Source organism: Streptomyces sp. NPDC058246 (assembly GCF_042881985.1).
Classification (GTDB): domain Bacteria; phylum Actinomycetota; class Actinomycetes; order Streptomycetales; family Streptomycetaceae; genus Streptomyces.
Map to the genome: position 1 here is coordinate 97,762 of NZ_JBHVWZ010000007.1, position 13,323 is coordinate 111,084.

The 13,323-nt window shown below is 71.8% G+C and carries 11 protein-coding genes; 5 read left to right on the forward strand and 6 right to left on the reverse strand.

The window, feature by feature from the left end:
- Positions 1 to 39: 39 nt before the first annotated feature.
- Together ACFVXA_RS12975 and ACFVXA_RS12980 are read right to left on the reverse strand one after the other, a co-directional pair.
- Positions 40 to 2,124: a YhgE/Pip family protein gene (locus ACFVXA_RS12975; protein WP_390024974.1), complete on the reverse strand. Its 2,085-nt coding sequence runs from the start codon at positions 2,122 to 2,124 to the stop codon at positions 40 to 42.
- Complete coding sequence (locus tag ACFVXA_RS12980; RefSeq protein WP_390025089.1) at positions 2,096 to 2,863, reverse strand: ATP-binding cassette domain-containing protein; 768 nt, start codon at positions 2,861 to 2,863, stop codon at positions 2,096 to 2,098. The genes ACFVXA_RS12975 and ACFVXA_RS12980 overlap by 29 nt, the downstream gene beginning before the upstream one ends.
- Positions 2,864 to 3,087: 224 nt before the next feature.
- On the opposite strand from ACFVXA_RS12980, the gene ACFVXA_RS12985 reads away from it, so the two are divergent.
- From ACFVXA_RS12985 to ACFVXA_RS12995, 3 genes are all read left to right on the forward strand, one after another.
- Positions 3,088 to 3,627 (forward strand): SAV_6107 family HEPN domain-containing protein, encoded by a 540-nt coding sequence (locus tag ACFVXA_RS12985; protein ID WP_362031256.1) that lies wholly within the window; start codon positions 3,088 to 3,090, stop codon positions 3,625 to 3,627.
- Between the two features lie 188 nt (positions 3,628 to 3,815).
- Positions 3,816 to 4,586: a methyltransferase gene (locus tag ACFVXA_RS12990; protein WP_362031258.1), complete on the forward strand. Its 771-nt coding sequence runs from the start codon at positions 3,816 to 3,818 to the stop codon at positions 4,584 to 4,586.
- A gap of 274 nt (positions 4,587 to 4,860) precedes the next feature.
- Positions 4,861 to 5,259: a DUF3040 domain-containing protein gene (locus ACFVXA_RS12995; protein ID WP_362031260.1), complete on the forward strand. Its 399-nt coding sequence runs from the start codon at positions 4,861 to 4,863 to the stop codon at positions 5,257 to 5,259.
- Positions 5,260 to 5,601: 342 nt separating this feature from the next.
- Here ACFVXA_RS12995 and ACFVXA_RS13000 read toward each other — a convergent pair whose 3' ends face one another.
- The 4 genes from ACFVXA_RS13000 to ACFVXA_RS13015 form a co-directional block, all read right to left on the reverse strand.
- Positions 5,602 to 7,995 carry a DUF3488 and DUF4129 domain-containing transglutaminase family protein gene (locus ACFVXA_RS13000; protein WP_390024976.1) on the reverse strand — a complete coding sequence of 798 codons (2,394 nt, stop codon included), beginning with the start codon at positions 7,993 to 7,995 and terminating at the stop codon, positions 5,602 to 5,604.
- Positions 7,992 to 9,356: a DUF58 domain-containing protein gene (locus ACFVXA_RS13005; RefSeq protein WP_362031264.1), complete on the reverse strand. Its 1,365-nt coding sequence runs from the start codon at positions 9,354 to 9,356 to the stop codon at positions 7,992 to 7,994. The genes ACFVXA_RS13000 and ACFVXA_RS13005 overlap by 4 nt, the downstream gene beginning before the upstream one ends.
- On the reverse strand, positions 9,356 to 10,393 hold the full coding sequence (locus tag ACFVXA_RS13010; protein WP_362031266.1) for a MoxR family ATPase: 1,038 nt from the start codon (positions 10,391 to 10,393) through the stop codon (positions 9,356 to 9,358). Before ACFVXA_RS13010 ends, ACFVXA_RS13005 begins: the two co-directional genes overlap by 1 nt.
- A 277-nt stretch (positions 10,394 to 10,670) precedes the next feature.
- Entirely contained in the window at positions 10,671 to 11,234 is a 564-nt protein-coding gene (locus ACFVXA_RS13015; RefSeq protein ID WP_384019315.1) for a beta-class carbonic anhydrase, read from the reverse strand.
- 423 nt (positions 11,235 to 11,657) lie between these two features.
- Between ACFVXA_RS13015 and rsmH the strand changes: the two genes are divergently transcribed.
- On the forward strand, positions 11,658 to 12,614 hold the full coding sequence (rsmH, locus tag ACFVXA_RS13020; protein ID WP_383906650.1) for a 16S rRNA (cytosine(1402)-N(4))-methyltransferase RsmH: 957 nt from the start codon (positions 11,658 to 11,660) through the stop codon (positions 12,612 to 12,614).
- 129 nt (positions 12,615 to 12,743) lie between these two features.
- Entirely contained in the window at positions 12,744 to 13,319 is a 576-nt protein-coding gene (locus tag ACFVXA_RS13025) for a hypothetical protein (protein ID WP_389466580.1), read from the forward strand.
- Positions 13,320 to 13,323: the final 4 nt, after the last annotated feature.

Sequence of the window (13,323 nt, forward strand, 5' to 3'; positions counted from 1 at the left end):
CAGGAGCGGTCACGCGCGCGGTCACAGGCTCACGAATGGTCACAGGCTCAGCTCCGGGTGCAGCCGGTCGAGGGTCCAGACCTGCTTGCGGCGCGCCGACAGGGCGGTGAGCGCGAGGGCGCCCGCGGTGAAGGCCGTCAGGACGGCACAGGCCTGCCAGACGGGCCCCAGACCGCCTCCCGTGATGAGCCTTCTCAGGGCCTCGACGACGTAACTCATCGGCAAGAAGGGGTGGATCGCGTTGAAGAACCGCGGGCTGGTCTGGACGGGGTAGGTGCCGCCCGCAGAGGTCAGCTGGAGCATCAGGAGGGCGAGGACGAGGATCCGGCCGGCCGCTCCGAAGCGCGCGTTCAGCCACTGCACGATCGCCGCGAAGCACGCCGTCACCAGGAAGAGGAAGCCCACCGTCCCGGCCGCCCGGGCCATCTCCAGGCCGATCGCCCAGTGCAGCACGGCCATCAGGGCCGCCGTCTGGAGCACGCCCACGGCGGCCACCGGCAGCCAGCCCGCCAGCGCGATGCGCCATGCCGAGGCGCCCGCCGCGAGCGCGCGCCGGTTGAGCGGCTGGATCAGCATGTACGCCACCATCGCGCCCACCCACAGGGACAGCGGGATGAAGTACGGGGCGAATCCGGTGCCGTAGTTCGGCGCCTTGTGCAGGTCCTTGGAGGCGAGTTGTACGGGGTCGGCCATGACCTGGGTGCGCTGGTCACGGTCCTGCTTGTCGTAGTCGGGGATCCGGCCTGCGCCGTCGTGCAGTCCGCCGGCGAGCTTGCCTGAGCCGCCGACGAGCTTGTACATCCCCGAATCGAGGTCGCCGGCGCCCGTCTTCAGCGCGCCGATGCCCGTGTCGAGGTCCGCCGCTCCGGTCTTGGCCGTGCCGAGCCCGGTGTGCAGCCGCTTGGCCCCCTTGGCGACCTTTCCCGCACCCGTGTTCAGCTCGTTGACCTTGGAGACGGCGTCGTCGAGGTCCTCGGAGAGGTGCGGCGAGCGGTCGGCGAGCGCCTGGGCCTTCTTCTGGAGCGTGGCCAGGTTCTTGTCCAGCTTGTCGAGATCGCCGCCCTGGTCCTCGATCAGCGAGTTCACGTCGTCGGCGACCTTGGCCACGTCCGCGGCCGCCTCCTTGGCCTTCTTCAGGTCGGGGCAGGCGGGGTCGGGGACCGGCAGGGTCTCGCAGCGCGCCTTGTAGACGGCGTTCAGCGCGGTGGAGGCGGTGTGGGCGCCCTTGGCCGCGGCCGGGGCCGTCTTCACCAGGGTGTCGAGGTTGTGGCGGATCCCGGCGGCGGAGTCGGCGACGAGCTGGGCCGTGTCGCCGATCGACTTCTCGTTGTCCTTCAGGAACGGGCCCACCTCGTCCGCGACCCCGTTGACCTTGTCGGCCAGCGACTGCGTGCCGTCCGCGACCTTCCGTGAACCGTCCTCCAGGTCGCCCGCACCCTTGTTGAGCTTCTTCAGGCCCCCGGTGAGCTTCCCGCTGCCCTTCTTGGCCTCCTTCAGGCCGTCCGCGAGGTCCTTGGAGCCCTTCTTCGCCTTCCCGATCCCGCCCTTGAGCGTGTCGGCGCCCTCGGCGGCCTTCTCGGTGGCTCCGTGGATGTCCGAGAACGAGATGAAGATCTTGTCGAGGAACGACCGCGAGGCCTTCGTGGACGCGGCCGTGCGCACCTCGCTGAACACCGTCCTGGAGATCTGCCCGACGATGTAGTTGTTCGCGTCGTTCGTCCGCACCTGGAGCGCGCCCGTCTCCGGCGTGCCGCCGGAGCTGGAGGCGATCCTCCGGCTGAAGTCGCTCGGCATGGTCAGCGACAGGTAGTACGTGCCGTCCTCGACGCCCCGGCGGGCCTCGGTGGCGCTCACCTCGTGCCACTCGAAGGTGTCGCTGTCGCGCAGCCCCCGGGTGATGTCGTCGCCCGCGGTGACCTTCTTGCCCGCGGCCGTCGCCCCCTTGTCGTCGTTCACCAGCGCCACGGGGATGCGGTCGAGACGGCCGTACGGGTCCCAGAACGACCACAGGTAGAGGGCGCCGTAGAGCAGGGGCAGTAGCAGGAGCGCGGCCAGCGCGGCACGCGGGAGCCTGCCGCGGCCGAAGCGCCTGAGCTCAAGAGCGGCCAGTTTCGGCGAGCGCATCGGCCGTCTCCTTGTCGTCGTGGGCGTCCTGCCCGTCAGTGGCTTGCGGGATGCTCCCGGGCGCGGTGGACACGACGACGGCGCCCTCGGGGGCCTCGCTGCACACGGCCAGGACCGTGCTGCCGGCCTCGGCGAGCGACCTCAACAGGGCCCAGACTTCGGCCCGTTCGGCGTCCGAGAGCTTGAGGTCGGTGTCGTCGACGCCGAGCAGACGCGGGCGGCCGAGGAGCGCCAGCGCTATGGACAGCCGCAGGGCTTCGAGCCGCTCCAGATCGCGTACGGCGGTCCGCGAGCCCTTGGGCAGGGCCTCCTGGTCGAGCCCGGCGGCGGCCAGCGCCCTGTCGATCCGCAGCTTCGCCTCGGCCGTACGCTCCGCGCGCGGCCGCAGCAGCCCCCGCAGCGAACCCCCGAACCGCCGCTGCAACAGCGCCCGTTCGCTCAGGTGCTCCCCGACGGTCAGCGCCGGGTCGAGATCGGTGACGCCGGGCACGTGCGCGAGCGCGCTCTCCTGACGCACCGCGGCCATCTGCTTCGGCAGCCGCGACGCGCCCACGACGGCCGACCCCTCGGTGGGCCTCATCCGGCCCGTGAGCGCGAGCAGCAGGCACGTACGGCCCGATCCGGAAGGCCCCTCGATCGCGATCAGCGAGCCGGGCTCCGCGTCGAGACGGACCCCGCGGAACGCCCAGCCGCGGGGCCCCTCGAGCCCGAAGTCCTCGGCCGTGACGCCCAGTCCCATGACGCCCAGTCCCTGCGGACTGTCCACAGCTTCCCCATCCCCTGGAACTACTGGTGCCGGAACCACTCGTGCCGGACCCATTTTTGAACTGACTGGTCAGTGCAAAAACTATCTCGAACCTTCGATCGATGCAAAAGCCCAGGTCAGAACGGATTGTCAGTGGCATACCTCACGATGGGCACATACGGCCACAGTGCCGTCACACAGACGACAGGAGGTTCGTCATGGCCAGCTCTTCCGCAGCCGCCGCCCACCGGCGCCGCGCCTCCGGCCCTGCCCCCTCACTGACCGGCCCGGCGAGCGACGTGCACCCCGTGATCCGCCGGGCCACGGCCCCACCCGCCGCCCTCGATCTGCTCGCCCAGGCCCGCGCCGGACTCGACGAGGCGACGGCTCTGGAAACGCCCAACGAGCGGTATGCGACGGCCCACTTGGCCGCCCTGCGCACCGCCGCCGCCGTCCTCGCCGCGCGGGGCCGACCGGAGACCACCCCCCGACGCAGGGCGCGCATCCGCAGCGCCTGGGAAGTGCTCCCCGAAATCGCTCCCGAACTCACCGAGTGGAGCGCGCTGTTCGCCTCCGGGGCGACCCGCCGCGCCCGCGCCGAGGCGGGCATACAGGGCGCGGCCGGCAGCCGCGACGCCGACGACCTGCTGCGCGACGCGGCGATGTTCCTGCGCCTCGTCGAGCGCATGCTCGTCCTCCAGCCCGTGCTTCCCCAGCCCCGACAGGAAGGAGACCGCGATATTCCGGACGCGGGCTGACCGGCACCGCGGCCGAACACGGCCCTCTCGGTCGGCACGGGCTGACCACGCGATCCGCCGTGCAAGGCGGAGGATCGGTCACGGCGGCGGAGGCAATAGGGTGGAGTCGCCTGCGGCCTCCCCACCGGGAGGCCCCGAAGATCGCTCCGCCGTGCAAGAGGCGGTGCCGCGCCGAGGAGTCAACTGCCGTGTCGGAACCGATGCGCCCCCGCGCTTCTCTCCGTACCGCTGTGGTCTGGGAGGTCCTCAAGGACGCCCTGGACCGCCGGGTCAAGTCCACGGGGCGGGAGTCCCTCGACGTACTCGACACCGGGGGCGGCAGCGGCAACTTCGCGGTTCCCGTGGCCCGCCTCGGCCACCGCGTCACCGTCGTCGACCCCAGCCCGAACGCGCTGTTCGCGCTGGAGCGCCGGGCCGCCGAGGCCGGCGTCGCCGACCGCGTGCAGGGCGTCCAGGGCGACGCCCACGGCCTCTTCGACGTGGTCGAGCGCGGCGGCTACGACGCGGTGCTGTGCCACGGCGTCCTGGAGTACGTGGACGACCCGGCCGAGGGCGTGCGCAACGTGGTCGACGCGCTGCGCCCCGAGGGAGTCCTCAGCCTGCTCGCGGCCGGACTGGGCGGAGCCGTGCTGGCGCGTGCCCTCGCCGGGCACTTCAAGGAGGCCAGGCAGGCGCTCGATGACCCGGACGGACGCTGGGGCGAGGGTGATCCCGTGCCGCACCGCTTCACCGCCGACCAGCTCACCGCCCTGGTCGAGGGAGCGGGCCTGCGCGTCGGTGCCGTGCACGGCGTGCGGGTCTTCGCCGACCTGGTTCCCGGGGTCCTCGTGGACACCGAACCGGGGGCCCTGGAGGCGCTGCTGAAGCTGGAGGCGGCGGCGGCCGAGCTCGCCGCGTTCCACTCCGTGGCGACGCAGCTTCATGTGCTCGGTGAGGCACGGGGGGCGGCCGGGGGCTGAGCCCCTCCCGTGGTGCGCCGCTGATCAGGGGCTTGGCGGCAGATGGAGTACGCCACAGACACCCCGATCGGGTGCTCGGCGCCGTATGATCGAGGGAGACCGTCCGGCATGACGGACCGTTCGCCGGGGCATGAACGCCTCAGTGGATCGGGGTGCCATGGCGGGTTCCGGTTGGCGAATTGGCGTAGAGGGGCGGGTTTCACGGGGGCGATTCCCTGCCTATCCTGAAGGGGACCCCCGGTCGCCCCGGCGACTGCACGATGAGGAGGACTCCGTGCCGCTCTCGGAGCACGAGCAGCGAATGCTCGAGCAGATGGAGCGAGCGCTGTACGCCGAAGATCCCAAGTTCGCGACAGTGCTTGAGGGAAGCGGGCTGCGTACGTACACCCGGCGACGGGTCTACCAGGCGGTCGCGGGCTTCCTGGTGGGTATCGCGCTCCTCATGGCCGGAATGGTCGCAGTACAGATCTGGCTCAGCGTGGTGGGCTTCCTCGTCATGCTGGGCTGTGCCGTGCTTGCCGTCACCGGTTGGCGCAAGGCCCCCAAGCCGGGTGAGCAGCCGGCGGCCACGCCCGGCGCTCCCGCCGCTCGCCGGCAGGGCCGGCCGCGGCGCTCCATGATGGACCGCATCGAGCAACGCTGGCAGCGCCGCCGAGACGAACAGGGCCACTAGTCCTCCGGGCGCCGCGCCCAACAGCTCTCGCATGAGGGGGTGTCCACCGACACGGTGGGCACCCCCTCACGCACGCCCTGCCCTGACCGGACCCAGCCGTCGTAGCTGTGGGCATGCGTGCCGCCAGGGGCGGCACGGGTGGGCACAGCGGCACCCCGTATGCGCCGAGGGCTGCGTTACCCACGCCCGAGCTCAGCCCCGGCGCCGGGAACCTTGGTGGCACCGGCACCCGGCCCTGGTGGCTGTGCCCCGTCCCACCCAGCGGGACGGGGCACAGCGGTGGCAGCCCGCAGCGCGCGCCCTCGTCCCGGTTCGGGACAGGGGCCGTAGCGCTGGTCGGCGTCAGCTGTTCTGGTTCGACGGGCGGCGGAGCAAGGCCTCTCTGCGGGACGCGAGACGAGATGTGACGCCGCTCCAGTGGGCCGAGGCCGCCCAGGCCACGCGGATGGCCGACCGGGGGAGGAGAAGGGCGCGCAGGCGGCCCGGGCGCGTCGCGGAGGTGCGCAGGGCGTCCGCGACGCGGCGCGCGTCCTCCGCAAGCCCCGCCACCGGTCGCGGATGCGGAGCGTAGAGAACCTGCTCCACGGCCGCCGCCAGGCGGTGCACCGCCTCCGAAGCCGTCGCATCCAGCTCCCCGAGACGGACGATCCGCGCGGCGGCCTTGCGCGGCGTCTGCGACTCGTCCGGCGCGATCCCGTAGTCCCAGGCCGTATCGGTCACGTCCAGCCAGGCGCCCAGTGTGTACGCCGCCGCGTCCGCGTCGGTCCGGCCGTGCCCGCCGAGCCGGACGGCCCGGATCCGCATACGCCAGAGCATCGGCAGCAGCGGCACGCCCAGCACCAGGAGCCCGGCCAGGGTCAGTCCGAGGATCTTGAACCACGGCCAGCTGTCGTCGTGGGAGGCCACCGTGGCCGGCGAGGACTCGCTCGGGCACGCCTCCAGCTTCCGCTGCTGAGCCGTGCAGCTCTCGCTCGCCGACGGGGCCGTGGAGGGTCCCGTGGACGAGGACACGGTCGGCTTGGGCAGGGGGACCACATCACCGCCCGGCGTTTCCGTCTGGGTGTAGTCGGGCACCGTGCCGCGGTTCGGAGTCGGCTCGAAGCGGATCCAGCCCACCCCCTCGAAGTACAGCTCGGGCCAGGCGTGCGCGTCCCGCAGCCCCACCGACATCGAACCGTCGGCCTGTGGGGTGCCGGGCGTGAAGCCCACCGCGACCCGGGCCGGTATCCCGAGCGTCCGGGCCATCGCGGCCATGGCGAAGGAGAAGTGGACGCAGAAGCCCTCCTTCTCCTTCAGGAACCGCGCGATGGCGGCGGAGCCGCTGCCGACCTGCACCTGGGTGTCGTACCGGAAGTCGCCGCTGACGGCGAAGTAGTCCTGGAGCTTGACCGCCTGCTCGTAGTGGTTGGCCGAGCCCTCGGTGACCTTGCGGGCCGTCGCCGCCACCACCGGGGGCAACGACTCGGGCACCTTGGTGAACTCGCGCTTCATCGCCCCGGACGGCTCCGGTGCGCTCGCCAGCTGCTGCGCGGTCGGCTGCACGATCAGGCTCGTGACCTCGTACTGGAGGCCGCGCGTGTTCTGGCCGTGGTCCCCGACGAGGGTGCGCCCCACGGGCTCGTAGCGCCAGCTGCCCTTGATGTTCACCTTGCTGGCCGGGTACGGCATCGGGAGCCAGTCCTGTGCGTACCAGTCGGCCGCCGAGATACGGGTCTGGATCGAGGCGCGCTGTACGTCGTTCCCCAGGCCGATCGGCGTCGGGAAGGTGTCCGGCACGTCCTGGATGTGCCGCTGGGCGGGCTTCCAGGCCGTGCCGTCGAAGTCGTCCAGGGAGACGATCCGCAGATACATGTCCTGGGTGTCGTCCGTGTTGGTGCGGTACGACATGACCTGGCGGTCCTGATCCACGTTCAGACTGTCGCGGAGCGAGACCAGTGGGTTCACCGCGGAGATCGTGCCGCCGCCCCCGGTGCCCGTGCCGACGCCCGTCCCCGCGGCGCCCAGCAGGCCGCTGCCGAGCGAAGGCAGGCCGAGCGGGACCACCAGGGCGATGCCCAACGCGACCGCGCCGATGCGCCGCCCGGTGCGGACGGGCGCGACGGCGCCGACGGCCGAGTCGAGACCGCCCGCCGTGCGGGGTGCCCCGCCGAAGACACGGCCCCACTGCGAGAGCCGGTCGCGGCCCTCGGCCAGCAGCAGCATGAGATAGCCGCCCGCCGCGAGCAGGAACCACAGCCATGCGGCGCTGCCTCCGGAGAGCCCCGCGGCGACGGAGTACAGCGCGAGCAGCGGCAGGCCGGCGGGCGCCGCGCTGCGGTACGTCACCGCGAGCGCATCCACGGCGAGCCCGATCACCAGGACGCCGCCGATCAGCATCAGGCGGATGCCGTCGGACAGCGGAGCCGGAATCGAGTACCGCCCCACGTCGTCGGTGCCCGCCTGGAGCAGGTCCCCGAAGCGCTGGAAGACATCGGGCCCCGGAACGAACCCGATGATCGCCTGCTCGCGGGCGAAGAGCAGCGTCAGCAGCAAAAGCGTCACCAGCGCCTGAGCCGCCACGGTCAGCGGCCGGGCCAGCGGAACCCGCCGGGTCAGCGCGCCCACACCCGACTGCACCGCCAGCAGGAACACCGCCTGGAAGATCCAGGTCGCCGGGTCGACCAGCGGCAGCATGGTGCCGGCGGCCAGCACGGTGGCCGCCGCCGCGCACAGTGTCAGTCGCGCCCGCCCGCTCATGAGCCACCGCCCCCCGCCGTACTCCCCGTCGACGCGACCTGTGTGCGCTGTCGGTCCGCCTCCCGCCACAGGTCGGCGATCCCCGCCCCGCGCGGCACCGTCACGGCGGTCCAGCCCGCCTCACGCAGCATGCGCAGTCGATCCTCGCTCCGGTTCAACGGGCCGGGGGCATCGGTCGGTTCCCGCACCCATGTCTCGCTGTCCAGCAGGAAGGCGACGGCCCCGCCGCTGCGCTGGCGCATCTTGCCGAGCACCGTCGCCTGCTCCTCGTCCAGATCGCCGAGGAACGCGATCAGCAGCCCCTCGTTCCCCCCGCGCAGTACGTCGTACGCCCGGGACAGGCCCGCGCCGTCCGAGTGGTCGATGACGGCGAGGGTGTCCATCATCAGCCCGGCCGCGTCCGCCGATTCCTGGTTGGCGCCCGCGAACCCGTCGGCGCCCTCGCCCGGTACGGAATTGCCGGTGTCGGTCAACAGCCTTACCGAGAAGCCCCGTTCGAGCATGTGCACCAGCGTCGACGCCGTGCCCGAGACGGCCCACTCGAAGGCCGAATCCGGACCGGCCCCCTGGAAGGCGATGCCCCGGGTGTCGAGCAGCACCGTGCAGCGGGAGCGCTGCGGCTGCTCCTCACGGCGGACCATCAACTCGCCGTAGCGCGCGGTCAGGCGCCAGTGCACCCGGCGCAGGTCGTCGCCGTAGCGATAGCCGCGCGGGATGATGTCGTCCTCGCCGGCCAGGGCCAGCGAGCGCTGCCGCCCGTCGCCGTACCCCTTCGCCTCGCCGGTCAGCCGCACCGGCGGTAGCGGCTCCACGCGCGGGATGACCGTCAGGGTGTCGTACGTCGAGAAGGAGCGGGTCAGCTCGCACATCCCGAAGGGGTCGGTGAGGCGCAGTTGCAGCGGACCCAGCGGATAGCGGCCGCGCAGGTCCGAGCGCACACGATAGGACACCTCGCGGCGGCCGCCCGCCTCCACCCGGTCCAGGACGAAGCGGGGCCGCGGCCCGAGCACGTACGGCACCCGGTCCTGGAGCATCAGCAGTCCGGTGGGCAGCCGCGAGACATTGTCCATGCGCAGATGGACGCGGGCCTCGGAACCGGCGGGCACGCGCGCGGGAGACAGCCTGCGGCTGCCCGCGACCCGGTAACGGGTGCGGTACAGCACCGTCGCGCAGACCAGCGGCAGGACCGCGAGGAGCAGTCCGACCCGGAGCAGATCGCTCTGCCCGAGGACGTACGCGCAGATCGCGGCGGCGACTCCGGCGGCCAGGAAGGAGCGCCCGCGCGTGGTGAGCCCGGCGAGCGCGGTGCGCAGCCCGCCCTGGTCCTCTTCGGCGGTGTGCCCCGTCCCCCCTTGCGTCATCACAGCCTCCGGGGCGGCTGCTGGCCGTACGCGGGAGCGCCGCGGCCCATCGTGAAGCCGGGCTGCTGCTGGGGAGCCGCGGGAACCGGGATGCGCTGCAGGATCTCCTGGACCACCTGCTCGGCCGTGCGGCGGTTCAACTGTGCCTGCGCCGTGGGCAGCAGACGGTGGGCCAGGACCGCTACGGCGAGCGCCTGGATGTCGTCCGGCAGCGCGTACTCCCGGCCGCTGAGGGCGGCGGACGCCTTCGCCGCGCGCAGCAGGTGCAGGGTGGCACGCGGCGAGGCGCCGAGTCTGAGGTCGGGGTGCGTGCGCGTGGCCGCGACCAGATCCACCGCGTAGCGTCGCACGGCGTCGGCGACGTGGACCGTGCGGACCGCGTCGATCAGCTTCACGATCTCGTGCGCGTGCGCCACCGGCTGGAGGTCGTCCAGCGGGTTCACCCCGCCGTGGATGTCGAGCATCTGCAACTCGGCGTCGGCGCTGGGGTAACCGATCGAGACGCGCGCCATGAAGCGGTCGCGCTGGGCCTCCGGCAGCGGGTAGGTGCCCTCCATCTCGACCGGGTTCTGCGTGGCCACCACCATGAAGGGGCTGGGCAGTTCGTAGGTCTGCCCGTCGATGGTGACCTGGCGCTCCTCCATCGACTCCAGGAGCGCGGACTGCGTCTTGGGCGAGGCGCGGTTGATCTCGTCGCCGATCACGATCTGCGCGAAGATCGCGCCGGGCTTGAACTCGAAGTCGCGGCGCTGCTGGTCCCAGATGGACACACCCGTGATGTCCGAGGGCAGCAGGTCGGGCGTGAACTGGATACGCCGCACCGAGCAGTCGATGGACCGCGCCAGTGCCTTGGCGAGCATGGTCTTGCCGACGCCCGGGACATCCTCGATCAGAAGATGCCCCTCGGCGAGCAGCACGGTCAGCGAAAGCCGTACGACCTCAGGCTTGCCTTCGATCACTCCTTCCACCGAACTGCGGACACGCTCCACAGTGGCGGTCAGATCCGTAAGGCTCGCTCGATCGTCATAGGTCGTCACCCGGCCCTCCTCGGCCCGTTCTCGGGCCGACGCCCTGTGCGGACCGGCCCACCCCGAAACACGGACACCACGCGCGAACAGTTCCGCGTGACGCCACACCCGCATTCTTGTTGCCGTTACCGGTTCGTGTCACTCGCCTGTGGATAACTGGCCGCGATATGTCAGGTCTTACGGCTCTTTGGGCGCCGGAAGGCAGGGGTTTTTCGTGAAGAGAGAGTCCCACGAGGCGCTGAGGCCCGACGACCGGGGGGCCGAAGGGCCTTCGCGCCGGCCCCGGTCAGCCGGGGTCGATCTCGCGCAGCAGACCGGTCGTGACGTCGAAGACGAACCCGCGTACGTCGTCGGTGTGCAGCAGGAACGGGGAGGTGCGCACGCGCTGCATCGACTGCCGTACGTCCTGTTCCACGTCCCGGAAGGCCTCGACCGCCCAGGCGGGGCGCTGGCCGACCTCCATCTCCAGGTCGTGCCGGAAGTCCTCGGTGAGGGACTCCAGGCCGCAGCCGGTGTGGTGGATGAGGACCACGCTGCGGGTGCCGAGCGCCCGCTGGCTGATGGTGAGGGAGCGGATCACGTCGTCGGTGACGACGCCGCCCGCGTTGCGGATGGTGTGGCAGTCGCCCAGCTCCAGGCCGAGCGCCGCGTGCAGGTCGAGCCGGGCGTCCATGCACGCCACCACGGCCACGTGCAGCACGGGACGTGCGTCCATCCCCGGGTCGGTGAACGCGGCGGCGTACCGCTGGTTCGCGTCGACGAGACGGTCGGTCACAGTGCCGTCGGCCGTGCTGCCGCCGGTGGCTATGGCGTCTTCGGGTTCGGTGGGAACGGATGCAGAAGTCGTCATACCTATGACGGTACTGGTCACCTGCGAAGGAGTCCTGCTGTGAGAGGGGACAAAGAACGTCATCGTGGCTTGTTGTGAGGTAACCCACACAGGCGGTGTCGGCGCACCCGTAAGAGTGATTCATGCAGATTTACGACTTCATCCGGAGCGGGGTCCGCGACGCGCATGCCGGTTGATTGACCGCGAGACACCGTGGACTAAAGTGACGCGAAGCGGGAGGCGAGGCTCTCCCTGCTGGACTGTTATCCCCTGGAGTCCCGGCGATTTTCCGGCGTCTCCCCGCGTGCGCGGTGCGTACGTACGGCTCGGCCTCCTCCCGCTCCCGGTCGGCTGACGCCACTCACCCGGCGCCAGCGGGCCTCCCCTTCTCGAGCGGGTGGGGACCCGGCGGTGCGTACGCCGCGCCGGACCTGAGAGGGCCCCTTGAGCCAGAGTCGACACGTCCCGGTGATGCTCCAGCGGTGCCTGGACATGCTGGCCCCGGCCCTCATCGAGCCGGGCGCCGTCGTCGTCGACTGCACCCTGGGGCTCGGCGGCCACAGCGAGGCGCTGCTCACCCGGTTCCCCGAAGCCCGCCTCGTCGCCCTGGACCGCGACAAGGAGGCGCTGCGCCTCTCCGGGGAGCGGCTCGCCCCCTTCGGTGACCGCGCCACCCTCGTGCACGCGGTGTACGACGAACTCCCCGACGTACTCGACCGCCTGGGCATCCCGCGGGTCCAGGGCATCCTGTTCGACCTCGGCGTCTCCTCCATGCAACTCGACGAGGCCGACCGCGGGTTCGCCTACGCGCAGGACGCCCCGCTCGACATGCGCATGGACCAGACGACCGGCATCAGTGCGGCCGAGGTGCTCAACACCTACCCGCCGGGCGAACTGGTGCGGATCCTGCGGGCCTACGGCGAGGAGAAGCAGGCCAAGCGGATCGTCTCCGCGATCGTCCGCGAGCGCGAGAAGGAGCCCTTCAGCAACAGCGCGCGGCTCGTCGAGCTGATCCGCGACTCGCTGCCGCAGGCAGCCAAGCGCACCGGCGGCAACCCCGCCAAGCGCACCTTCCAGGCGCTGCGCATCGAGGTCAACGGCGAGCTCAGCGTCCTGGAGGGGGCGATTCCCGCGGCGGTGAAGGCGCTCGCCGTGGGCGGCCGGATCGCCGTGCTGTCGTACCACTCGCTGGAGGACCGACTGGTCAAGCAGGTGTTCGCGGCCGGCGCCGCCACCACCGCGCCGCCCGGCCTGCCGGTCGTCCCCGAGCGGTACCAGCCGCGGCTCAAGCTGCTCACCCGCGGTGCCGAACTTCCCACCGAGGAAGAGGTCGCCGCGAACCGGCGAGCGGCTCCCGCCCGGCTGCGGGGAGCGCAGCGCATCCGCGAGGAAGCCGAGTGATGCGCGAGCAGAGGGAGGGCGCGTGAGCCGAAAACGGGCCGGCGAACCGAACGCGCCGACGCCGCGGGTTGGATATCCAAACTCGCCGCAGGGCCGTGAGTCGGGAAAGCAAACCCGTAGGGAGGGTCTGTGAGCGGTAAACCCGAGCTCAGGGGGCGGGCCGCCCGGCTCGCGCGGCTGCTGCCGGCCGGTGCCGGAAACGCCGCCCGTACCCCCTTCGTCCTGTTGGTCGTCCTCCTGCTCGGCGGCGGTCTCATCGGCCTCCTCGTGCTGAACTCCGCGCTCAGCGAAGGCTCGTTCCGCCTCGACGACCTCCAGAAGGACACCAAGAGCCTCACCGACGAGGAACAGGCTCTCCAGCGGGACGTGGACGCCTACTCCGCCCCCGACGCCCTCCAGCGCCGCGCCCGCGAGCTGGGCATGGTCCCCGGCGGCGACCCGGCCTTCCTCAACCCCGACGGCAGCGTCAAGGGCGTCCCGGGACCCGCCGCCCAGCAGTCCTCCGTATGGAACCCGATGGTCCTCGCACCCGAGGTCCTCGCCTCCGCCCCGCCGCCGAGCGGCAGCGCGGCCCCGACCAGCGGCGCGGCCCTGACCGGCAGCGCCCCCGCGACGGCACCCTCCGTGCAGCCGTACCCGGCCGCCTCCGTGCCGCCCCAGCCCCCCACCGCGTACACGCAGCCCTCCACAACCCCCGGCAGGTGACGGA

Coding starts and splice junctions, on each gene's coding strand:
- ACFVXA_RS13000 (WP_390024976.1), bottom strand. CDS start 7,995: ATGAGCGGGCGGGCGCGACTGACACTGTGCGCGGCGGCGGCCACCGTG.
- ACFVXA_RS12975 (WP_390024974.1), bottom strand. CDS start 2,124: ATGCGCTCGCCGAAACTGGCCGCTCTTGAGCTCAGGCGCTTCGGCCGC.
- ACFVXA_RS12985 (WP_362031256.1), top strand. CDS start 3,088: ATGGCCAGCTCTTCCGCAGCCGCCGCCCACCGGCGCCGCGCCTCCGGC.
- ACFVXA_RS13015 (WP_384019315.1), bottom strand. CDS start 11,234: ATGACGACTTCTGCATCCGTTCCCACCGAACCCGAAGACGCCATAGCC.
- ACFVXA_RS13005 (WP_362031264.1), bottom strand. CDS start 9,356: ATGACGCAAGGGGGGACGGGGCACACCGCCGAAGAGGACCAGGGCGGG.
- ACFVXA_RS12980 (WP_390025089.1), bottom strand. CDS start 2,863: ATGGGACTGGGCGTCACGGCCGAGGACTTCGGGCTCGAGGGGCCCCGC.